We start from the raw sequence: 21,666 nt of genomic DNA, 5'->3' as shown, positions 1-21,666 counted from the left end.
GCATTATTATTGATGTTCAGGCTGACAACGACGTGAGGACAACGCGCCGGATCAGGGAACAGCTTCCGGCAAGCTCAATATCCGCCCAGATATATGACCATGTTCTTATCTTGATGTGGCTCCGGCGTTTCGAACTTATCCCTAAGGATTAAATCCGGTTGCAGAGAAACTCATCCGTCTTTTGGCTTCCTTCAACACTTCAGAAAGTGTCGCATAGTCATGTAAATACTTTGAGAGGATTGTAGCAATAAATCCAGGTATTAGTGCCGGTAATTCAGTGGAAAAATTCCAACAAACTCATATAAATGGACTAGGCCTTGCTGAGCAGGGAAACAAATTCCGGCGCGCCTTTGTATGTTGACTGTGAAGATATTGCATCACATTGGCGCAAATAAAATTTGCATACGGAGTCGGCGCTATTTTCGTGCAAGCGCGTAAAGATGGTTCGGGCTTGCGCAATGTCCTCCTGATCCAGACAGCGCAGCGCTTGTCGAAACGCGATTTCATTTTCATGACTCCAGTTATCCTGCATAAGGCTGAACAAGGCGACAGGTTGTTGTTTGCCCTGTAGCAGAAATCGTCCCAGGGTGCGTAATGAACGGGATTGTATGTCGGCGCAGGCTTCGCTGATCAGTGTGTCCGTGCCCAGTAGTTTATTGGCGTTCTCGATACGCGACGTCGTGTTGACGATGTCGCCCATCGCTCTGTATTCGAAGTGGTCGGAAGCGCCGAAATGACCCAGCACCACCTCGCCGGCGTGCAGACCGATGCGGGTGGGGAGCGGCGTATCCGGATACTGTTGATTAAACAGATCTATGGATGCGCGCAGAGCCTTTAGTGCTGGCTCGATCATCGTCCAGGTCTTATCGGTAGGGATATGCGGCCAAAGCGCGATCACGCCATCGCCCGCTACATCGGAAATGATGCCGCCATGTTGGCGTATTGGCGATAGCACCGCCTGGTAGTAGCTGTCCATGATCTGGCTCAGTCTTTCCGGCGGCACGCTTTCGGATAGCGCTGTATACCCGGCGGCGTCGGTCGCGAGACAAACGCCGAACAGCTTTTGCTGCTGCGGGAGTCCCGGCTGAGTGGCCAGGCGTTTAATTTCATTCGCCGGAATATAGCGGCCAAAAGCCAGCTCCAGGCGACGCTTCTGCAAGTCGATAATTTTAACGCGGCGCCACACGCCATGTAGCGCCGCAGCGGGAGTAACGCCCAGGACGGGCGTCATCCACGGAAGCCAGTAGTAACTTTGCGCGAATAATGCGTATGTCAGCGCCATGTAGCCTGCGCCCAGCAAGCACAACAACAATAGTCCGCGTCCGGGAGAGGCGAGGTTGCTCAATGTGAACGCCAGTGCGGCGTAGATCAGCACGGAGATGAACCAAACTCCCAAGTGATAACTCACAGCGCTGTTTTCAAGCAGGTTGGCGTAAGCGGTGGCGGCCAGCTCCACGCCGCTGATGTCCAAGCCGGTGTCTGGCGTGAAAGGAGTGTAAAAACCATCGCGCTGGTCGGGCTGATATTCCGCTGCATACCCGATGAAGACAGTGGCGTCGCGCAATAACTCGGCATAGTCATTGGGGCGGGCCAGGAAGCTCTCCATGAAAACGGTGGGAATGGATCGGGGCGGACCATAAAAGTTATACAGCTGTGTGGGCTGCAGTCCTTGCAGATGGGCGACGGCGGCCTCGCGATCAGGGGCGCGTTGCAACAACGCCGCCGAGGGCATCGCCCAGCGCGGCGGGTTGGCGGGTTGCCGCAACCAGAAACGGCTGATTTTGGAAGACACTTTCGGCAGTGCGAAAGGCGCCGTTGTCGTTGCTGCGATGGCGAACAGGGGAAGTGGTTCGCTGACGCTGTCCTCGACAATGCGCCGACCATCCACATTAGTGATGCGGCGCATGCTGAAAGCGAATAGCGCCACCTTGCCGCTGCGGGTCATGGCGTCGGCGAAACTGGCGTCCGCTACAGGGTCGCGGGCTTCTCTGAAATAGATGTCGAACGCGATCAAGCCCACTTGTTGAGCGTCCAGTGCGTCCACCAGCTTTGCGTACACTGAACGAGGCCACTCGGTGAGGCGCGCTGGCGCCTGCAAGTACGCAGCGGTGTTTTCCGTGATGGCGATCACCGCCACCTTGGGAGGAGGCGTGCGCTCGCCACGCAGGTGAAACAGCGTATCCAATCCGAAGCCTTCTTCCATGCTCTGGCCAACCGGCGTCAACAGACCCAGAGCCAGAAGCAGGCTCAGCAGCAAGGGCGGCAGCCATATTTTCAAGTGCTGTCGAAGGGGCGGGCGGTATCGTCGTAGCTCGGGCATCTGATTAATTTTTACGGAAAAATCACTCACTAGCGCGTAACATATAAAACATAGCCGGGGACGGCGTAACAAGAAAAAATGATGTCGGAGCTAATACAGTATGAGTCTTTTATCGCAGATTCCACTTTTCTCCGGGTTCGACGCTGAACAACTCCAGCACTTGGAAAAGCACGCTGTTTTTCGGTGTTTCCAGAAAAACAGCATTGTCATTACGGAAGGCGACCACAGCGACTCCCTTTATATCATCGTCTCGGGACGCGTCAGAGTGTTCTGTAGCGATGAAAACGGCAAGGAGGTCACTCTGAATGATCTTAAAGCCGGTGAATATTTCGGAGAATTGGCCTTATTTGATGACAAAGAACGCTCAGCTTCGGTGATGGCTACCGAACCCTGCCGCTTTCTGATGTTGAACAAATCCAGCCTGCTGGAAGCGTTCAGGCAAACACCCGATCTTGCCTATAACCTGATTATCCACCTCACCCAACGCGTGCGCGCACTGACCAATAATGTGAAAAACCTGGCGCTGATGGATGTCTACGGCAGAGTCGCCAGCACGCTGTTACAGCTATCGGAGCGCAAAGGCGACCGTTTGATTACTGAGATTCCGCTGACGCAGCAGGAGATCGCCAACCGGGTCGGCGCCAGTCGTGAGATGGTCTCACGCATTATGAAAGACCTGGAGATAGGCGGATATATCAAGGTGGAGAAGAAGAAAATCGTCATCAATGACGCGCTGCCGGCCCACTATTGAGTCGGCGCGCGATAATCCTTGTCTTTCAGGGCGCTATTAGCGGCGCGGATGTCCTTTTGTTTTGCGCCCATAACTCCAGAATAGCCTCGTCACTGATCAGCGGCGGGTAGCGCAGGTAATCGGTGGATAAAGCGACCGGGCGTAGTCCAGGCTGTACGCCAGTGGGTGCTCCAGAAACGCTATCCTGGCCGATTAATGGGTTCAGTGTGGGGGCTTTGTCTTGAACTGACTGAAAGTGTTTATCGTCACTGATAGGCATCCTTTCAAAGGCGATGCTGGCGGCGACGGCGCAAAAGAGAGCGACGGCGACCAGTGGCGCATCAATATAGACTTTCATAGGACGGCTCTTTTTGTAGTTGCTACTACTCTCGGAGGTTGAAGTTCTGGATCAGCTTTGAAATTGCAATAGCTATTAGATCAGAGGGCCGAACAATCCTCTGTAACACAATGCGCTTTCAATTTGTGGAAAATTCACTAACCGACCGTCCTCGCGAAGCATCTCCACCGTAACTCCGGCGCAGGCGCTTTGGTTGAACACACCCGCTTCCCGGATACTGCCGGCTAGTCGCAAGGGGCCGTTCCTGGAGCCGCGAACGCGGCGGTTGGCCCTCTGTATTAAATATAGTCCAAATTTGAGGTTGTAGAGGGGGGTTGCAAAATATTCGATGATTTTTCCTGTGACGACCATTTCAAAAAATGGCGTGTTCTTTGGCTAAAGGCGCAGTCATCAACTAAAACTCAAAGGAACGTTGATAAAAAGAGAAAGAGAAAGAGAAAGAGGAATGGACTGGAGTTGGATCGCAGGACTGCTAAAATCCAGACTGTCGCGCTACGAGCATTGAGCGATCAACTTCACCAGAATCCATAGGAGATACTATGAAGAATGTTGATGCCAAAGTGGTAGAGGATTTCGGAAATGAATGGGACGCATACCCTCAGGATGAGGTAGCTCAATGCTCTCTCGAAAAAGCTTTTAATCAATACTTCGATATCTTTCCCTTTGATCTGCTTGATAAAAACGCAGCCGGCTTCGATATGGGATGCGGAAGCGGCAGGTGGGCCAGTTTTGTCGCTCCGCGTGTGGGGAGACTGACTTGCATTGATCCCAGTGATAAAGCCCTGGACGTCGCCAGGAAAAAGCTATCTAAATACAGCAATATCAGCTATGAGTGCGCGCCGGTTGATAGCGTTTCCGTTGAGCATGGAAGTCAGGATTTCGGATATTGCCTTGGAGTGCTGCATCACATTCCTGATACGGAAAGCGGAATAAGATCCTGCTCAGAGTTACTTAAAAGCGGCGCTCCGTTTTTGCTGTATCTTTACTACAACTTTGAAAACAGAGGGATGGCCTTTAAGTTGCTGTGGCGAGTATCTGATGTGATCAGAAGGTTTATTTCCAGCCTGCCGTTCGCTGCGAAAAAGCCGCTTTCTACCTGTATCGCCGCTCTGGTTTATCTTCCTCTTGCAAGAGCTGCTCTATGCTTCGAAAAGTTGGGCTTTGAGGTGGAGGGAATGCCTTTGTCTGATTACCGCGGTAAAGAGTTCTACTATATGAAGACGGACGCTCTGGACAGATTTGGGACTAGGCTTGAAAAGAGGTTCAGCCGGGAGGAAATCTCAAACATGTTGGAGAGGAACGGCTTTCGCGATATTAAGTTTTCTCCCAACATGCCATTTTGGGTGTGTTTGGCATTTAAAAAGTAATCCTCGCTGTCTATTCGGCTATATGTGCAAACAAGCGCCGTGAGGCCGGCTTGTCCATTCTGAATAGTGTTGGCAGGACAGGCTGGTGTTCAAAATCAATGACTATCGACTACTTTGTGGTCTTATGGCCGTCCTGCATTGGACGGCTTTGTTTTTGTGCTGATCAGTAGTGGTCAGCTAATTCCGAACAACGCCTACATTTCTCTTTCTACTGATTTATCCGGTATGTGTTTAAAAAATGAAATCGATAATTGTGTTGGGGCGAAACTGCATGTGAGCCGGGGCTGGGACGATGTGCAAAATTTGTGATCTGCTTGTCTGTGTGCTGATATTAAAGGGAGTATGTTACTTGTAAAGGGATGACAAGTTGAATTGGGCCTGTTCAATCAGGCGTGAGCCGAAGGAAGGTGAAGATTCCAAGACATCAGCGACGATGTGTGAACTTCAGCTTGCCTCGGATAACAGCTTTGAGATGTACAGATACGATGAACGAACCGCAATTCGACTGCATCGAGCAAATCGGGGCCGCCTTGGCGGCGCATTGGTATAACGCCCTTTCAATAGAAATCAGCCCGGGACAACAGGTGTCCCGTTTGTTGGCCACTGGTGACGATGTTGAGGTTTGCCTGGGAGGATTTGAGTGGATTTGTGACGGCGAGGAGAGGGCGGCCCTGATCGGATTACCCGATAAAGATCTGTATGGAGCGCCTATAGCCTTGCCGGAGAGCGTTGATGACGGCCATCACTGCCCTTTCATTCTCAATCTGGCGGCGTTAATCGCCAACAAAATCGGCGTTTCCGACGAATTCACCGCGCTACAGGATTCTCAAATCACCGATGATCTGATCTCGATGCTGAAAACCGCGATTGAATACGAAATGCTGAATTCCCTTGGCGATGTTAAGCGACAACTGGAGCAGGGCGGCGTGAAGTTCGCCGCTGACGCCGTGGTCGGCGTGTACCGCCACGATGAACTCACCCCCACCATCCTTGAAGACTACGCCAACGGCCCGGAACAACTGGAATTCTGTTCCCACAAAATCGCCCCGGAACAGGTACTGGAAATAGTGGCCGACGCCTTCTACCGGTCTGAAGAGAGAAAGACATGGCTGAAACAAGGCGGGCTGTTTGTAGTGGAATGTGAGCTGTGACAGAGGAGACAAACGGCTAGGAATATTGGTTGCAGGGGGCAGGATTTGAACGGGCCGGCCATCCGGATACGACCGCCAAGATCGTTTTTTCAGGCAATAAAAAAGCCCGATATAAAATCGAGCTTTTAGGAATGCTGGTTGCGGGGGCAGGATTTGATCGCGGCGGGCCTCCGCATACGACCGCTAAGGTCGTCTTTCAGGCAATAAAAAAGCCCGATATAAAATCGAGCTTTTAAGAATTCTGGTTGCGGGGGCAGGATTTGAACCTACGACCTTCGGGTTATGAGCCCGACGAGCTACCAGACTGCTCCACCCCGCGACAACGAGGGCGTATACTAAAGATCCGAGTGGCGTACGTCAATGGCAATTGCTAAAAAACTTTTGAAAAAATCGCTATTTATCGGTTGGCTTTGGATGAAGCCCTGGTGGGCAAGGCTTTTCCTGCGCAAATAGCAGAAGGGCATCCTTCTATTAGCTGTACGAATCAGGGTTCGGCAGCGGAATTTGTTGCCTTCCACCTCTCGGCTAGCTGTCTACTCCAGTTTGAAATGTATGCAGGGATAAAGGTGACGCCTATGCAGCGACTTATTTCTATCTAATATTCCGTCTCGCTGATAATGCGCTTATATCATTCTGTGAAACCTGAATGATCTGTGTTTAACAAAGAAAGGTATACCGAATTCGCCATGAATATGGTGAGTGCGTGAGGGGGCTTACGTAAGTTGGCGTGGACTACCCGTGGCCTTCGTAGGCTTGTTATCTGGAGAGAGGGCGTTTTTTTAGACAATAAAAAAGCCAGCTAAAAAGCTGGCTTTAAGAAAGCTGATTGCGGGGGCAGGATTTGATCGCGGCGGGCCTCCGCATACGACCGCTAAGGTCGTCTTTCAGGCAATAAAAAAGCCCGATATAAAATCGAGCTTTTTGGAATGCTGGTTGCGGGGGCAGGATTTGAACCTACGACCTTCGGGTTATGAGCCCGACGAGCTACCAGACTGCTCCACCCCGCGACAACGAGGTGCGTATACTAAAGACCTTGTTTGCATTCGTCAACCCCTTGTGAGAAAAACTTAACGGCGTGGTCAAATGTTGCGCGGAGTTGGCTTCTGGCGTGAACAAAATCTGGATGTTTGACTATTATTTAGCTCAAGTGCTTGTATTTGTAAGTTGAACTGTCCGTCCGCATCGATGGCGGCTGCTCCAGCGTTTCTCTCTGGCGCTTAGAGAAGGGGGCGAATAATAAAGCGGCGACATCAAGAAACAGCCCGAAAAGGCATTTGAGAGAGTGAGTCAGCACTTCGATGGATTCCCTGGAAGAATTGTTCGCCCGGGCGCGCAAGAATGAAGAAATTGCGCGTAACCTGTTCGATATTGAGGTTGCGATGCTCAATGTCGCCAAGGTGCAGCCGTTTCTTGAACACCTGCTGCAAACCGTGCAAGACAAATTCGGCGTCAAGCATGTCTGGTACGCCACGGTCGAAAGCGCTCACACAGAATCTTTGATAAAAACGCTAAAAGCCTCGCCGGAGTTGGCGGGGAAGTGGGTCAGCGCGCCTTCCGTTGAGTATCTGGCGGCGACGAAAGGCGCGCGTGAGCCATTAGTGGATCACGCTAACCTGTATCGTTTTTTCTTCATGACGCCGCCGGAGATTCGCACTCAGATCCGCTCCATCGCGATACTGCCGTTGATTCTTGAAGGACGTTTGGCGGGAAGCCTGAATCTGGCGGCCGACGATCAGGAGCGTTATCGCGCCGATAAAGAATGCTTCTTTTTGCGTCAGCTGAGCGTCAAGGCGTCGCTATGTCTGAGCTCTGTGGTGGCGCGGGAGAAAATCGCCGATCTCGCCACCCGCGATCCGCTGACGCAATTGCGCAATCGCCGGGAAATGGAAGACGCATTGGAGGTGGAGATCAGTAGAGCAGGGCGTAATGATCAGCCATTGGCGCTGGCGTTTATTGATTGCGATGACTTTAAGCTGGTCAACGACGCTTACGGCCATGATGTGGGCGACGAATATCTGAAACATGTCGCCGAGGGCCTGTGTGCGATGCTGCGTAAGTCCGATCAGGCGTTTCGCTTCGCCGGCGATGAGTTTGTGGTGCTGCTGCCCGATCAGGATCAGGAGGGCGCAGAGCAAATTGCTGAGCGGCTATGCGACTATCTCTACGCCAATCCATTGGTTATTGACGATATGCGCATTCCCGTCAAAGTAAGCATTGGCGTGGCGTCCACCAGTCAAATCGGGACGGGAAGCGCTCGATCGCTGTTGAAGCTGGCGGACAAGCGCTTGTATGAAAAGAAAAAGCGTAAGCCCAGCGCCGCGACGCGCCTGTCGTCTCAGGATCAGTGCTGACGCTCTCGTAGCACGCTTTCCCGGTAATCCCCCGGCGTTACCCCCGTCCATTTCTTGAAGGCCCGATGAAAAGTGCTGGGTTCGGTGAATCCTACTTTGAAGGCAATCTCGTTGATGGACATTTCCCGGCGCGAAAGATAATAAATCGCCGCGTCTCGTCGCATATTGTCCTTAATCTCCTGAAACGACGTGTTTTCCTCTTTCAGGCGCCGCCTTAGGGTCTGCGGACTGACATTGATCTGGGAGGCGATGAACTCAAAATCCGGCATTTGCTGGCTGAGATCGCGCCCCACCAGTGCGCGGATTTTCGACGTGTAGGTATTGCTGTCGTCCGGTCGAGCCAGCAAATCGGCGGGGGAGGTTTTCAAAAACTCCTTGAGAGAGGGCTCGTCCTGAATCACTGGCAATTGCAGATAGCGTTTATGAAAGTAAATGCGTGTGTCCGGTTGATTGAATTGCAGTGGGCAATAGAACAAATGACGATACTCGCTGGAGTGCTCCGGTTCAGGATAATTGAAGCGCGCTTCGTCCAGTGCCACCCGCTGTCCGGTCAACCAGCAGGCGAGTCGGTGCCAGATCACCAAAAGACTTTCCTGAAAGAAGTGGTAAGGATCATGAAAAGTCGCCTCGGCGTCGACGATAAGCACTGCCTGATCCCCATGTACTTCCAGTTTCAAGGTCACTGGCTTTTCGAACAGAGAATAAAAGATGCGGCCGCGACGCAGCACGCTTTCCAGGTTATTGCAGTGCACCACCAGATAACACATGGTGGCGAAGGTTCCGGTTTTGCAGACGGTGTCCGTCAATCCCATGAATTCGTCCTGCAGAACCTTCCAGATGCATTGCATCAATTTGGTGTACTGCGGACCGCCCACACGACTGCGCGGATTCTGGTACGCCTGCAGAGGGATGCCTGCGCAGCGCAATAGTTCGGCAACGTCCTTGCCTTGTCTTTCCGCGCCGCTGAGCGCAGCGCGAACAAAATGACTGGAAACCGTAAGTTTTGCCATGTTTTGGGTATACCGGCGGAGAATACTGTTCGTCATGCCCTTGTGGGGCTCTAACCCATTGGAATCTATAGAAACTCTGATTTGCTCAGTCTTAACTAATTGCCTGTCATGATCAAGGATGATTTCGCCAATGGTTTTGGCGCGGAATCCCATTGGCGTCTGATCAAAGGGCATGATAATGGAGGTGGCTGACGTGACGCGTCCGGCTATCCGGGCGTTGTCGAGTTAATAATCAGACAAATAGAAGGAAACTATTTGTCTGCCTGATTAAAAAAGTAAAACGGTGGTTTCTTTATAATATGTCTGCGCCCTTATCCTCCCTGAAAATACTCGACTTCTCCACGCTATTGCCCGGTCCCTGCGCCACCATGATGCTGGCGGATATGGGGGCTCAGGTTTTGCGAATCGAATCGCCCACGCGCACGGATCTGCTGAGAGTCGTACCGCCGATGGTGGGCGAGGTATCCGCCAGCCATGCTTATCTGAACCGGGGAAAGCGCTCTCTGACTCTGGACCTGAAACAGCCGCAGGCCGTTGATATCGTCAAAAAGCTGATTCTTGAGTACGACATTCTGGTGGAGCAGTTCCGGCCGGGAGTAATGCAACGATTGGGGTTGGACTATGAAACCCTGAGGGCGATCAATCCCCGAGTGATCTATTGCTCCATCACCGGGTACGGACAAAGTGGGCCCTACAGGGACCGGCCAGGTCACGATATCAATTATCTGGCGTTGGCTGGCGTCAGTTCCTACAGCGGCAGAGCGGAAAGCGGCCCTTCTCCGTTTGGCGTTCAGGCCGCTGATGTGGCGGGAGGCTCCCATCATGCCGTAATGGGGATACTGGCTGCGGTCGTGCAGCGTCAACTGAACGGGGAGGGGCGGCGTATTGATATCTCCATGAGCGACGCGGCCCTGGCGATGAACCATATGGCGATGGCGGGCTATCTGGCGACCGGGGAAGACCCGCAGCTGGAGAAGGAAATCCTCAACGGCGGAGGCTGCTACGACTATTACCGCACCCAGGATGGGCGCTACCTTTCTGTGGGCGCTCTGGAGCCGCAATTCGCCGAGGCGCTTTGCCGCGCTTTGGACGTTCCTCACATGCTGCCGCTGATGCTGAGCCCTCGGGAATTGGATCGGCAAGCCAGCAAGCAAAAGTTAACGGAAATTTTCCTGGGTAAAACGCTGGCGGAATGGCGGCAGGTTTTCGCGTCAGTGGACGCCTGCGTGGAGCCGGTTTTGAGTCTGTCTGAAGCGGAAAACCATCCTCACTTCAAGGCGAGAGACATGTTTTGTCAGGTGTCTGATGATGATGGCGTGAGTCGCAAACAGTTGGCGTCCCCTATCAAATTTGAGGGAGACGCCTTTGTTCCTGGCCGCGCTGGCGCCGCATTGGGCCAACACAGCCAGGAAGTATTGACGGAGTTGGGTTTTAACGACGCTGAGATAGACGCCCTGATGGAACAGGGGGGTTCCTCATCGCCGAAAAAACGGTTCAACTAAAGTTAGAATGTGCCGCTGACGGCGTTATTAAATTCTTCTAACTTTTTGCCTGCCTCAGATTGGTCCGTTACCGGCGCCACGATGCCTGCGCCCACAGTGTTGGCTACTGCGCCAGCGCCATTGATTGCAGCATTTTTGAAATCGCCCTGGGCCGCGTATTGTACGGCGCTGCCAGCGAACACTCTGGCTTCCCGCATGTGGGCTTCGCCTTGGGACAATGCGCCTCTCTCATGCTCTGACACGTTATGGGCGATGCTCTGCGCCTGATCGCTAGGCAATGGCACGCCGTTTTGCTGCAGGAAACCGTTTACCCCGTTGACCGCCTGCCCATAGAAGGTTTGGGCGCTTTCGGTGCTGGACGCGAGATAAGCCCGGCCGTCTGACGAACCCGTTGGGTGAGAGGAAGAGCCTCCTCCCAGATCAGAGCCGCCAAGTCGCCCACTGTCGTTAGAGGGCGAGGCATGGTTCAGGCTCGACGATGGATTGGTCGAATTGGGTTGTTGGGTTGATTGCACTTGATTGGCGGATGATACGCCATGGATATTGGTCATCTGACGACTCCTATACTCGCATAAAGCTACTTGGATGTGCCGGCTGAGCGGTCGTCGACGCGCTCGGCGCTTTATGGCCAGAGCCGATGGCGTCCACTAACTGCTCGCGGGTTTGGGTGGCGCTTTCAATAAAGAAATCCAGTAAGTTATTTAACTGAACCGCCTCGTTAACCTGTTCGGTCAGATATTGCATATGGAACGTAAGACGATGGCTGTCCGGGTTAAGGGAAAGGGTGGCGCCACGAGTGCTTTTCCCCAGGAAATTCCACTCAAGCAGTTTCTCCAGCAGGGCGGCTTTGCTTGCTTCCGCACTGGGCGCATGGCCAAAATCTGCATGCAATAGCAGCCAGGGGCTGTCGTGGGTTTGAACAATGGAATAAAGGTGGCCATCTACGGAAAGGGAGCAGACGCCGTTCTCGTCGAGCTTCATAAACGGCAGATTGTAATCCTGGCCCAATTGGCGCAGGAAAGAGTTAATTTTAGTTTGGCCGGTTTGGTCTACCACTTTTACGTTCCCTCATACTGACTGTTTGTCTGCATTGGGTAACGCTTTCTGAAGTAAAGTTGCGCAGGGTTTTTAGCCCTTACGCAACCAGATGGAAGGGAAATGAGGCTTAAGGCAGTCGATAGGCCGCCAGTTCGCCTTTCCACATGAGCGGCATCAGCACCAGTTTTTGTTCTGGAATGTAGTCCAGGTCGGCGCTGCCGGGGGGAAGTTCGAATTCCGCCGGAGCTGTGTTCAAAGAGTTGAAATGGAATAGACGACCGCGCATGAAATCCGTCGCCAGCAGGCCGCTTGCGCCATCGTCGGTCACGCCGTCCAGGTTGCCAAGCGGCTGGTCGTCAATCAAATCGCTAATGCGTTTGTCGGATAACTGAACCTGTTTGAGGCGGCCGGGGATGCGTGTGCTGAAGTCAGCCTGCAGATCCTGCCCCCAGGCTGCCACCAGCAGGCGATCACGCTGCGCCCACAGACCATTGGGGAAATTCAGTTCTGCAGAGCTTAGCCAGATTTCCAGGGCGCCTTGATGCAAGCGGTAAATACGCTGCGCCAAAAGGTCGGAGATATAGACGTCGCCGTTGTCCGCAACCGTCACATCATTGAGAAATTTAGCTTCTGGCGCATCATAAGTGTGTAAAACCTTTCCTGTAGGAATATCGATATCCAGAACGCGGGTCAGGTCCGCCACATAAAGGTGGTCGCCATAGACGCCCAAGCCCTTGGGCGCATTCAGGCCTTGCACCCAGTGCTTTTTCACAATGTCCCCGTCCTCTGTCAGTACAGAGATATAACCCAGTCCATTGGCGGCGTCAGCCCCACCATTCATGCTGGACAACAGAATCTGATGACGTTTGCGATCATAAATCGCCGACTCCGGCTGGTCGAATCCTGAGGCGGTCCAGACGTTTTGGAGAGCGGGTTGTGTGGGGGTTGCGGTCTCCGCTGACGCGAGTGCGGGCAGGGCGGCGAGTGCGAGTAGGCTGATAAGTCGAGCGTGCATGGCATCTCCTGAGGATGAACAATTAGGTTGTCGTTTGAATGCGATCAGGTTATGTTTTTATGGATCTTTTCTAAAACTATCAATAATAAAGTGACATTATATGTACCTTTTGTTCATTGAAGGCGACACATGAAGCAAGAGCAGGCCGTTAATCAGGGGAGCGACCGATCAGAACTGATCGCCGTGCTAAAAACCGCGTTGAAAGCCAAAGGGCTCACCTATCGCGACATCGCGGAAAAATTAGGCGTATCCGAGCAGAGCGTTAAGCGGCTTTTTCGCGACCAGGATTGCGCACTGAGCAGACTGGAAAAAATCTGTGAGGCGATTGGCGTCTCATTGCTGGATCTGATGCTGGTGGCGCGCCATCGTCAGGAGCCGCTGACCCGGATCACCCCGGAACAGGAAGGTTTTCTGGCCTCCCATATCAGTCATTTCAATATACTGTTCCTGCTCACCCAGGGTTATAGCGTCACTGATATTCAGACTCGCCATCGTTTATCGGAGGCGCAGATGTACGCATTTTTGCGCGCGCTGGAAGTCTGGCGATTTCTGGATATCAAGCAGGGCCTGGAGATTCGGCTGCGAGTGGAGGGGCATTTGAGTTTTCCTCTGGGCGGGGCGTTGCATGAGCATATTAAAGGTATGAACAGCCGCTTCCTGTCCCAGGTGCTGGACGAGTATGAGCAGGATGACCGGTTGTTTGACAGCGGCTTTCGGCGCGTTTCCCAAAGCACCCTGCAGCGTTGGCGACGGGAGATGGAAGAACTGATCCGGCAGGTGCGCCGTAGCGCCTATCAGGATGAACGACTGCTGCCGACGGATCAGCTGGTCCCGGTAAAATGGACGCTGTGTCTGAGCCCCTTTGACTGGTTTGCGCAGTTGGAGGTCAATCCTGAGGATGCGTTGAACGCTTTATCGAAGCAGGACGCCTAAGCGGATTCAGTCGGGGCTTCGGTCGGCGTAATCAGGTTGGCGCGCCGGCGTTGTCGCGAAACTCGCCAGGCGTCACCCCCGTATGGTTCTTAAAACTGCGATGAAAAGAGCGCACTTCCGCAAAACCCAGCTGGCGGGCGATATCCGGAATAGGGACGTCTGAATGGGTCAACATATCCTGCGCCATTTCCAGACGCACCTCGTCGAGCAACAGCTGGTAGCTGCTATGGTATTCGCTTAATCGCCTCTGCAGCGTGCGGGCGGTGACGCCAAGTCGTTCCGCCACCATGTCCTGACGGCTGACGCCATGGCGCAATTGGTGACGAATAGTGTTTTTCACCCGGGTCAATAAGCTCAGGTCCTCTTCATCCAGGGTTTTGATCTGGGCGCTGGCGTGGCTTTCCAACGTTTGCCGCAGCAGAAGGTCCGGCTGGCGCAAAGGCGTGTCCAACAGCGCGTCGTTCACTACCAGCCCGCTCACCGGGCTGTCGAAGATGACCTCACATTGGAAAGCGCGCTGATAGACGGGTTCGAACTCAGGTCCGGGAGATGGATGCTCAAATAAAACCTGCAACGGCGCAGCGCTGTCCGCATTGGCCAGCCAGCGGGCGAAATTGACCCAGGACGCCAGCACATTGGCGATCATATGCGGGCGCACATCCGGGTCAGGGTAAGCGCAGTCCCAGCGTATCAGCGTTCGCGCGCCCTCTTGCGTCAGGCTGGTGACGCCCATGTCGCCAACCAGCTTTTCAAATGGAATGATGCGCTCCACCGCCTCCCGCAACGTGCTGCAACTCATGACGATATAGCCCAGTACGCTATAGGAGCCGGGTTGCACATAATTTCCGCTTTTCAATCCCAATAAAGGGTCTTGGGCCTGCTGCGCCAGATCGCGCAACAAAGACTGAAATTGATCGCCATTGATACGTTGATTCTGTCCGCCTTGCAGGATGACCGGGTCCACGCCGGCGGCGGCGAGGGCGCGGCCGCAGTCCAGACCGGAGTCGGCGGCGAAGCGCAGATACTGATTAACGGCGGGAACGGAGGCGAATCCCAAATGCTGGTTGGCGTTCATTTTTTATGTCTATTACAACGTTTATTGACGCTTGTCGCCAAATGATACCGGGGCTGTCTTAATCCGACAGTGACTGACGACGGATTTTAATTAGTATATGCCGCAGAGAACAGGCCCGAAATGGCGACAGACCATAGGGCTGGGGGTCCGCTGCAGCGGTGACGCTGTTATCGACGGACGCAGACAGCGAAAGAAACAGGTTCACACCGGGAGACAGGTATGCGGCGTTGGAATGGCTGGGGCGACGAAAATAATGGGATGGAGCTGCCGCCGGGCGGCGTTGGTTTTCTGCATGAGCGCGTTGGTAAGGCGAAGGCGCTCGCTGACGCTTCGCTGGAGAGCGTGCTGGCGCGAACGCCGCCGTCGCGCCTGCCTGCGCACCCATTGATCACGACTGACGCTGAGGCGCGCGTCAGGCATGCGCGCGGACAAAGTCTGCCGGACTGGCTGGCCATGCGCAGCGGCGACTTCCAATATTTCCCAGACGGCGTGGCCTTTCCTGAAAGCTCTGAGGACGTGCGCGAACTGCTGGACTTTTGTCTGGAGCGGGACATCGTGGTGATTCCCTACGGCGGCGGCACCAGCGTGGCGGGACACATCAACCCGTTTGACTCGGACATGCCTATCCTGACGATGGATATGGGGCGCATGAACAGTCTGTTGGAGCTGGATGAAGAGAGTCAGCTCGCCACTTTTGGCGCTGGGACGCCAGGCCCGCATCTGGAGGCGCAATTGCGGGCGCGGGGCTACACCCTCGGACATTTCCCCCAATCTTTTGAACTCTCCACGGTGGGAGGGTGGGTCGCCAGCCGCTCCAGCGGCCAGCAGTCCCTGCGCTATGGCCGTATCGAGCAACTCTTTGCCGGCGGTCGCGTCGAGACGCCGCGAGGAACGCTGTATATCCCCACTTTTCCCGCTTCGTCGGCAGGGCCGGATATTCGTGAAATTATCCTCGGCTCGGAAGGGCGCATGGGCGTGCTCACGGAAGTGAAAGTGCGGGTGACGCCCCTGGCGGAAAAAGAAGATTTCTACGTCATCGTGTTCCCTTCCTGGACTCAGGCTAAAACCGCCGCCCGCGAGCTGGTTCAGGGCAAAACGCAGCTATCCATGCTGCGAGTCAGCAATGCGGTGGAGACGGAAACCCAATTGGCGCTGGCGGGACACCCCAGGCAAATCGAATGGCTGGAGCGTTATCTGAAATGGCGGGGCGCCAGCGAAGGCAAATGCATGATGACGGTAGGGGTGACCGGGAGCGCAGATCAGTGCCGCGCCGCCAAACGTCAATTCAACGCGCTTATAAAGCAGCATCGGGGCGTCAACACGGGTACTTTGCTGGGACGTAAATGGGCGCAGAAACGTTTTCTCATGCCCTATCTCCGTGAGGCGTTATGGCGCGACGGTTATGTGGTGGACACTCTGGAAACCGCCACTGACTGGGACAATGTCGATCACCTGCTCAACAAAGTCGAAGCCAATCTACGGGCAGGTCTGGAGCCTGAAGGGGAGCGGGTGCATGTGTTTACTCACCTTTCGCACTTTTACGGACAGGGATGCTCCATATACACCACCTACGTGTTTAAGTCCGGCGTCACTTATGAGGAGACGTTGGCGCGTTGGCGGCGCATGAAAACGTCTACTTCCGACATTATTGTCAATAATCGCGGCACCATTAGTCACCAGCACGGCGTGGGCAAAGATCATGCGCCCTACCTGCCAGTGGAGAAAGGCGAGCTGGGCATGTGTGCGATCGCGGCGTTATGTCGGGAATTCGATCCGCAACAGCTGATGAACCCGGGAACCCTGATAGCCAGCGTGGAGCCGCCGCAGGCGACCGTAAAAAAGTCCGTCAAACGGGGTGACGCATGGACAACCTGAATTACTGGCGGCCACAACAGCGGGAAAAACTCTGGGACATGCTGGAGTCCGGCAAGCACGTCTGGGATCTGGTGATTGTCGGCGGCGGAGTGACTGGCGCCGGCGTACTGCGGGAAGCGGTGAGATACGGCCTGAAGGCGCTGCTGGTGGAAAAGCGCGACTTCGCCTGGGGCGCTTCCAGCAAGTCTTCGAAAATGGTGCATGGGGGGCTGCGTTATCTCGCCTCGGGGCAGCTTTCGCTGACCCGTCACTCTGTACGCGAGCGTCAACGTCTGTTGGAGGAAGCGCCAGGGCTGGTGGAGCCGTTGAACTTTTTGATGGGGCATTATCGCGGCGAATTCCCCCCGGGTTTTATTTTTCAGCGGGTGCTGGACGTGTACGACCGTATGGCGGGCGCGCGTAATCACGAAGCCTTTGCGCCGGAACAGGCTGCCTATCTGGCCCCGGGCATAAACGCCGAGGGACTGCGCAGTCTCAGTCGCTTTGGCGACGCAGTGACTGACGACGCCCGTCTGGTGTTGAAAATCCTGCGCCAGGGCGTGGCGGAAGGCGGCGTGGCGGTGAATTACTGCGGCGCCAGAGAAATTGTGCGCGTCAATGGACGTCTGCATGGCGTGGTGCTGCATGACGCCATTGCTGATCGCAATTGTGAAGTGCGTGCGCGGGTCGTGGTGAACGCCACTGGCGCCTGGTCGGATCAACTGCGCATGCAGGAAGGCGTCGACGCGCAAATACGCCCACTGCGCGGCAGTCATCTGGTCTTGCCTCACTGGCGGCTGCCGGTCGCCTACGCGGTGAGTGGATTTCACCCGGAAGATAAGCGTCCCGTTTTCGCGTTTCCCTGGGAAGGCGTCACTGTAGTGGGCACCACGGACCTCGATCATACGCAGGACATGGAGCAGGATGTCAGCATCAGCGTCGCCGAAATGGATTACTTGATGCGCGGCGTGAACCATATGTTTCCGTCCCTGCGATTGCAGCCGGAGGAAGTCATGTGTACTTACTCCGGCATTCGCCCCGTCGTATCCAGTGGCGCGGCGGACCCCTCCAAGGAAAAGCGCGAACATTCGATCTGGAATGATAATGGGCTGATTTCCGTCGCTGGCGGCAAGTTGACCACCTTCAGGTTGATTGCGCTGGATGTGCTGCAAGAAGCCGCCCGCTATCTTGATGGCGTGGCGTTCAATGCTTCGGACGCCCGGGTATTCGCCAGTGGCGCGCCGCCTTACAGTCCCGATTGTGGCGTATCGGCGTCGGCATACCGGCGTCTGTGCGGACGCTACGGCGCCGCTGGGGCGTGCATGCTGGAAAAGGACAAAGAGCGCCTGCGGCCCATCACCGGAACCAATTTGCTCTGGGGAGAGATTGATCACGCGCTGCAAAACGAATCCGTAGTTCATCTGGACGACCTGATGTTGCGGCGCACCCGCCTGGGCCTGCTGGCGCCAAACGGAGCGGAAGCCATGCTCGATGAGGTGGGACGGCGTTGCCAGCGCTACCTGGGATGGTCCGATGCGGTTTGGCGTGATGAGGCGAATCGTTATCGGAATCTGTTTCAGCGCCACTTTGGCGTACCAGGGGTGACGACGAGTGATGATGCGGCGCGGACGCAGCGCAAGACTGAGGAGAGCGGGGCATGACCACGGTCGCATCCGCCCGCACCTACGTAATGGCCATCGATAACGGCACTCAGAGCGTGCGCGCCCTGTTGATCGACGACCTTGGCAATGTGGTTGCTAAAGGCAAACAACCCATCGAGCCCTACTTCTCCGAGCAGCCGGGCTGGGCGGAGCAGCGCCCCGAATATTACTGGGAGGCGCTGGGCGACGCCTGCCGCGCGATGTGGCGCGACAGCCCTGTGCAGCCCGAGCAAGTGGCTGCGGTCACAGTGACCACGCAACGCGGTACGGTGATCTGCGTCGACCGGGAAGGAACGCCTCTGCGTCCCGCCATCATCTGGCTGGACCAGCGTCATGCGCTGGCGGAGGATAAGCTGGGCGGCGTCTGGGATCTGCTATTCAAAGTCGCCAGGGTGGAGGATACGGTCAAGCGTTTCCGGGAAAAGACCCAGGCCAACTGGCTGGCGCAGCAGCAACCGGATCTCTGGCGGCGCACGCACAAGTTTCTTCTGCTGTCTGGCTATCTGAACTTTCGTCTTACCGGAAATTATGTGGATTCCATCGGAAGTCAGGTGGGATACATACCCTTCGACTATAAAAAGCTACGCTGGGCGCCGGCGCGAGATTGGAAGTGGCGAGCTATGCCTGTGCGCCCGGAGCAGTTACCTGATTTGGTGGAGCCGGGGCAGTCAGTAGGAACATTGGCTGCTGACGCCGCAGCCTGGCTGGGGTTGCCCGCTGGCTTGCCTGTTATCGCCGCAGCGTCCGACAAAGCCTGCGAGATTATCGGCTCGGGCGGCTCCGCTCCTCATATCGGCTGCATGAGCTACGGCACCACCGCCACTATCAACGCCACCAACGTCAAGTACGTGGAAGCCATTCCATATATGCCGCCGTATCCTTCCGCCATCCCAGGACGCTATTGCACGGAAGTGATGATTTACCGGGGTTTTTGGATGGTGAGCTGGTTCAAGAAGGAGTTTGGTCTGCGCGAGGAAGGCGTGGCGAAAGAACGAGGCATTGAGCCAGAGCAATTGTTTGACGAACTGGTCGACGCCGTCCCACCGGGTTCTATGGGGCTGACTTTACAGCCCTATTGGTCCCCCGGCGTGCGCAGCCCTGGGCCGGAGGCGAAAGGAGCGATTATCGGTTTTGGCGACGTGCATACCCGCGCTCATATGTATCGCGCCATTTTGGAAGGGCTGGCGTACGCGCTGCGGGAAGGGCGGGAAAAAATCGAGAAGAAGTCAGGCGTCAAAATGCGCGTGTTACGGGTATCCGGCGGCGGTTCGCAGAGCGACGCCGCCCTGCAATTGACGGCGGATATCTTCAATCTCCCGGTGGAGCGTCCTCATACTTATGAAACATCGGCGCTGGGCGCCGCCATTGACGCAATGGTCGGGCTGGGCGTGCATCAGGATTTTGATTCCGCCATCGCCGCCATGACCCGGGTGGGGAAAACCTTTCAACCGCGGCCTGAGGTGGTGAGCGTATATGAGCGCCTGTATTCCGAGGTGTACTTGAAGATGTACCGACAGTTGCAGCCTCTCTATCAGTCGATCAGAGAGATAACGGGCTATCCGGGATAGAGTGCGATGAGGCTGGGTTGAAAACAGGAGGCTATAAACAAAAAGGGGCGACAAACTGCGTCACCCCAAAGAAACCTGCTAAGGATAAAAATGAAACAAAAAGGCAAGGAAACCTGGAGATTTGAATCCCAAAAGAAGCAGGGGGTACAACTTAACCCCCCTGCTCTAAGTGGGGGATACTACTCAAATCCACGATTTAATCTTAGTGTCCGCCAGCTCGAATCTCAGTTGTGTTTGAGTAATGGGTTGTTTTGCTTTTGTAACAAAAGAATATAACGGAGCGGTTGCTGAAACATTTCTGTTATTGACGTAAGTATTTGTTATGCCGGGCCAGAAAGGGCTTTAAGTTTATAGCCCGATTGGAATAAGGGGGTTACGTAAAGAGTGGTTTTCTGGCAGTTTCGAAGCGATGTGATAAAGATTGTCGAGCAGGCATAAAAAAGCCGGGAAAGTTGTCCCGGCTTTTTTGATGTGCGGCCCCGAATTATTTCAGGGTGGACAGCGCGAGGCGTGATTATTCCGAGTCTTTGATTTCGTCGCTGACTTCCGGCCACAGGGCCAGAGCGATGGTGGCTGTTTCGTAGGCGTATTGCAGGCGGCGCAAGGCGACTTTCTCCACTTGCTGAGCCTTTGGCGTGGTGGTGCTGCCGTCGATGGCGCACACGCTGGTGCCCGCCTGAACGGAAACGAAGCCAGCGGTGGTTTTGAACGCCTTCAAGTTAATGCCGTCGTGAATGCGGCGATAACAGCTGGTGGTGCACTGTTCGAGGCTGGAAAACTGGCCAATGACCGCGAACTGATTCTCGGAGATGCGACAGACCGTATCCAAAGGTCGGGTCAGGTGGCGCAGGCGGCGGGACACGCCGTTGGCGATCTCTTCAAGAATGGCCGGGTTGAAGTGCTTTTTGATGGTCTGCCAGTTCTTGATGCCCAGCAACAGATAGCTTGCAGCGCCGCCGCGGGATTCCATCTGGCGCAGTGTATCGGTGAGCCGTTCGCGGGCCAGCACCTGATTGCCCAGACCTGTCGCCAGATCCAGCACATTGCGTTCCTGCAGTTCTTTGATGTTATCCATTAACAGCTGATTGGCCACCAGCAGGGTGTTCTGCATATCGGAAAGACGGTCTGCGGCGAACACGCGGGGCAGCAATTGCTTGTTCATCTCTGACTTATAAACAAAGTCGTCGACGCCGCGATCAAAGGCCTCGGCCAGCGCTTCCACGCCTTCTTTGGCGGTCAGCAGAATGATGTAGGTAAAGTGATTGCTGGCTTCGTCAAGTTGCCGAACCTTGGCCGTCAATTCCAACCCATCCATTTCGGGCATCAGCCAGTCAGCGATCAATACGCTGACAGGGCGTTCTTCAAGCATTTGCAGAGCGGAGGGGGCGTTGTGGGCGATGCGCACATCGTGATAACCGGAGTTTCTCAATGTCTTGGCGATCATGGCGCTGCTGAATTTGGCGTCGTCGACCACAAGGATGGATAAATCTAGATTCGGCATGGAATAAGTCCAGTTCAACCTTTTTGGTTATACATTTAAAAATTCTCGATAGTTCAATAAACGCTCCGGCGGATGGGATTGCCGGGATGGATTGAATGAAGTGAGAACTTTCGTAACCGGCCGCGATAATCGGCCCGGGCTTGCCCCGCCGTCAGGCCTGGGCGATGGGTCCGGACGTGCGTTCTTGCAAGACTTTATTCGAAATAACTAAGTTGTCAGAAGTATAGCTGCA

General features: G+C 54.8%; 18 protein-coding genes and 2 tRNA genes. 10 read left to right on the top strand and 10 right to left on the bottom strand.

Annotated features, from left to right (window positions below):
* Positions 1-310 precede the first annotated feature (310 nt).
* Complete coding sequence (locus tag HCH_RS20820) at positions 311-2,350, bottom strand: CHASE2 domain-containing protein (protein WP_158304982.1); 2,040 nt, start codon at positions 2,348-2,350, stop codon at positions 311-313.
* Positions 2,351-2,420: 70 nt separating this feature from the next.
* Between HCH_RS20820 and HCH_RS20815 the strand changes: the two genes are divergently transcribed.
* Complete coding sequence (locus tag HCH_RS20815; RefSeq protein WP_011398404.1) at positions 2,421-3,071, top strand: Crp/Fnr family transcriptional regulator; 651 nt, start codon at positions 2,421-2,423, stop codon at positions 3,069-3,071.
* A 25-nt stretch (positions 3,072-3,096) separates the two neighbouring features.
* Here the strand turns inward: HCH_RS20815 and HCH_RS20810 are convergent, their stop codons facing one another.
* Entirely contained in the window at positions 3,097-3,408 is a 312-nt protein-coding gene (locus HCH_RS20810; RefSeq protein WP_011398403.1) for a hypothetical protein, read from the bottom strand.
* A gap of 539 nt (positions 3,409-3,947) precedes the next feature.
* Between HCH_RS20810 and HCH_RS20800 the strand changes: the two genes are divergently transcribed.
* The 3 genes from HCH_RS20800 (at position 3,948) to HCH_RS20790 (ending at position 6,162) form a co-directional block, all read left to right on the top strand.
* Positions 3,948-4,775, top strand: coding sequence for a class I SAM-dependent methyltransferase (locus HCH_RS20800; protein ID WP_011398401.1), 828 nt, complete (start codon positions 3,948-3,950; stop codon positions 4,773-4,775).
* A 485-nt stretch (positions 4,776-5,260) separates the two neighbouring features.
* Positions 5,261-5,926: a hypothetical protein gene (locus HCH_RS20795; RefSeq protein WP_041598836.1), complete on the top strand. Its 666-nt coding sequence runs from the start codon at positions 5,261-5,263 to the stop codon at positions 5,924-5,926.
* A gap of 29 nt (positions 5,927-5,955) precedes the next feature.
* Complete coding sequence (locus HCH_RS20790) at positions 5,956-6,162, top strand: hypothetical protein (protein WP_041598835.1); 207 nt, start codon at positions 5,956-5,958, stop codon at positions 6,160-6,162.
* A gap of 6 nt (positions 6,163-6,168) precedes the next feature.
* Here HCH_RS20790 and HCH_RS20785 read toward each other — a convergent pair.
* A tRNA-Met gene (locus tag HCH_RS20785) sits at positions 6,169-6,245 on the bottom strand.
* Between the two features lie 611 nt (positions 6,246-6,856).
* Positions 6,857-6,933: transfer RNA gene (locus tag HCH_RS20780), tRNA-Met, on the bottom strand.
* Between the two features lie 291 nt (positions 6,934-7,224).
* Here HCH_RS20780 and HCH_RS20775 point away from each other — a divergent pair.
* A complete protein-coding gene (locus tag HCH_RS20775; RefSeq protein WP_011398398.1) occupies positions 7,225-8,277 on the top strand; it encodes a GGDEF domain-containing protein in 1,053 nt (350 codons plus the stop codon).
* Here the strand turns inward: HCH_RS20775 and HCH_RS20770 are convergent.
* Positions 8,268-9,287 carry an AraC family transcriptional regulator gene (locus HCH_RS20770; protein WP_041599796.1) on the bottom strand — a complete coding sequence of 340 codons (1,020 nt, stop codon included), beginning with the start codon at positions 9,285-9,287 and terminating at the stop codon, positions 8,268-8,270. The two genes, HCH_RS20775 and HCH_RS20770, sit on opposite strands and share 10 nt — an antisense overlap.
* A gap of 299 nt (positions 9,288-9,586) precedes the next feature.
* On the opposite strand from HCH_RS20770, the gene HCH_RS20765 reads away from it, so the two are divergent.
* Positions 9,587-10,789, top strand: coding sequence for a CaiB/BaiF CoA transferase family protein (locus tag HCH_RS20765; RefSeq protein ID WP_011398396.1), 1,203 nt, complete (start codon positions 9,587-9,589; stop codon positions 10,787-10,789).
* 2 nt (positions 10,790-10,791) lie between these two features.
* Here HCH_RS20765 and HCH_RS20760 read toward each other — a convergent pair whose 3' ends face one another.
* From HCH_RS20760 to HCH_RS20750, 3 genes are all read right to left on the bottom strand, one after another.
* Complete coding sequence (locus tag HCH_RS20760) at positions 10,792-11,340, bottom strand: hypothetical protein (RefSeq protein WP_011398395.1); 549 nt, start codon at positions 11,338-11,340, stop codon at positions 10,792-10,794.
* A gap of 10 nt (positions 11,341-11,350) precedes the next feature.
* Positions 11,351-11,845, bottom strand: a complete 495-nt coding sequence (locus HCH_RS20755) for a CesT family type III secretion system chaperone (protein WP_011398394.1) — start codon at positions 11,843-11,845, stop codon at positions 11,351-11,353.
* Between the two features lie 109 nt (positions 11,846-11,954).
* Positions 11,955-12,842, bottom strand: a complete 888-nt coding sequence (locus tag HCH_RS20750; RefSeq protein ID WP_011398393.1) for an SMP-30/gluconolactonase/LRE family protein — start codon at positions 12,840-12,842, stop codon at positions 11,955-11,957.
* A 129-nt stretch (positions 12,843-12,971) separates the two neighbouring features.
* Between HCH_RS20750 and HCH_RS20745 the strand changes: the two genes are divergently transcribed.
* Entirely contained in the window at positions 12,972-13,775 is an 804-nt protein-coding gene (locus HCH_RS20745; RefSeq protein WP_011398392.1) for a helix-turn-helix domain-containing protein, read from the top strand.
* A 31-nt stretch (positions 13,776-13,806) separates the two neighbouring features.
* Here the strand turns inward: HCH_RS20745 and HCH_RS20740 are convergent, their stop codons facing one another.
* A complete protein-coding gene (locus tag HCH_RS20740; RefSeq protein ID WP_011398391.1) occupies positions 13,807-14,850 on the bottom strand; it encodes an AraC family transcriptional regulator in 1,044 nt (347 codons plus the stop codon).
* 219 nt (positions 14,851-15,069) lie between these two features.
* Between HCH_RS20740 and HCH_RS20735 the strand changes: the two genes are divergently transcribed.
* From HCH_RS20735 to HCH_RS20725, 3 genes are read left to right on the top strand one after another with little or no spacing between them, the layout of a single operon-like run.
* On the top strand, positions 15,070-16,725 hold the full coding sequence (locus tag HCH_RS20735; RefSeq protein WP_011398390.1) for an FAD-binding oxidoreductase: 1,656 nt from the start codon (positions 15,070-15,072) through the stop codon (positions 16,723-16,725).
* Positions 16,713-18,365 (top strand): glycerol-3-phosphate dehydrogenase/oxidase, encoded by a 1,653-nt coding sequence (locus tag HCH_RS20730; RefSeq protein WP_011398389.1) that lies wholly within the window; start codon positions 16,713-16,715, stop codon positions 18,363-18,365. The genes HCH_RS20735 and HCH_RS20730 overlap by 13 nt, the downstream gene beginning before the upstream one ends.
* On the top strand, positions 18,362-19,933 hold the full coding sequence (locus HCH_RS20725; protein ID WP_011398388.1) for an FGGY-family carbohydrate kinase: 1,572 nt from the start codon (positions 18,362-18,364) through the stop codon (positions 19,931-19,933). Before HCH_RS20730 ends, HCH_RS20725 begins: the two co-directional genes overlap by 4 nt.
* Before the next feature lie 514 nt (positions 19,934-20,447).
* Here the strand turns inward: HCH_RS20725 and HCH_RS20720 are convergent.
* Positions 20,448-21,434: a response regulator gene (locus HCH_RS20720; protein WP_011398386.1), complete on the bottom strand. Its 987-nt coding sequence runs from the start codon at positions 21,432-21,434 to the stop codon at positions 20,448-20,450.
* Positions 21,435-21,666: the final 232 nt, after the last annotated feature.

This window comes from Hahella chejuensis KCTC 2396, from assembly GCF_000012985.1.
Classification (GTDB): domain Bacteria; phylum Pseudomonadota; class Gammaproteobacteria; order Pseudomonadales; family Oleiphilaceae; genus Hahella; species Hahella chejuensis.
The sequence above is the reverse complement of the archived record's forward strand: the minus strand, read 5'-3'. Positions and strand labels throughout refer to the sequence as shown.

Coding starts and splice junctions, on each gene's coding strand:
- HCH_RS20815 (WP_011398404.1), top strand. CDS start 2,421: ATGAGTCTTTTATCGCAGATTCCACTTTTCTCCGGGTTCGACGCTGAA.
- HCH_RS20810 (WP_011398403.1), bottom strand. CDS start 3,408: ATGAAAGTCTATATTGATGCGCCACTGGTCGCCGTCGCTCTCTTTTGC.
- HCH_RS20800 (WP_011398401.1), top strand. CDS start 3,948: ATGAAGAATGTTGATGCCAAAGTGGTAGAGGATTTCGGAAATGAATGG.
- HCH_RS20795 (WP_041598836.1), top strand. CDS start 5,261: ATGAACGAACCGCAATTCGACTGCATCGAGCAAATCGGGGCCGCCTTG.
- HCH_RS20775 (WP_011398398.1), top strand. CDS start 7,225: ATGGATTCCCTGGAAGAATTGTTCGCCCGGGCGCGCAAGAATGAAGAA.
- HCH_RS20770 (WP_041599796.1), bottom strand. CDS start 9,287: ATGGCAAAACTTACGGTTTCCAGTCATTTTGTTCGCGCTGCGCTCAGC.
- HCH_RS20765 (WP_011398396.1), top strand. CDS start 9,587: ATGTCTGCGCCCTTATCCTCCCTGAAAATACTCGACTTCTCCACGCTA.
- HCH_RS20760 (WP_011398395.1), bottom strand. CDS start 11,340: ATGACCAATATCCATGGCGTATCATCCGCCAATCAAGTGCAATCAACC.
- HCH_RS20750 (WP_011398393.1), bottom strand. CDS start 12,842: ATGCACGCTCGACTTATCAGCCTACTCGCACTCGCCGCCCTGCCCGCA.
- HCH_RS20745 (WP_011398392.1), top strand. CDS start 12,972: ATGAAGCAAGAGCAGGCCGTTAATCAGGGGAGCGACCGATCAGAACTG.
- HCH_RS20740 (WP_011398391.1), bottom strand. CDS start 14,850: ATGAACGCCAACCAGCATTTGGGATTCGCCTCCGTTCCCGCCGTTAAT.
- HCH_RS20735 (WP_011398390.1), top strand. CDS start 15,070: ATGCGGCGTTGGAATGGCTGGGGCGACGAAAATAATGGGATGGAGCTG.
- HCH_RS20730 (WP_011398389.1), top strand. CDS start 16,713: ATGGACAACCTGAATTACTGGCGGCCACAACAGCGGGAAAAACTCTGG.
- HCH_RS20725 (WP_011398388.1), top strand. CDS start 18,362: ATGACCACGGTCGCATCCGCCCGCACCTACGTAATGGCCATCGATAAC.
- HCH_RS20720 (WP_011398386.1), bottom strand. CDS start 21,434: ATGCCGAATCTAGATTTATCCATCCTTGTGGTCGACGACGCCAAATTC.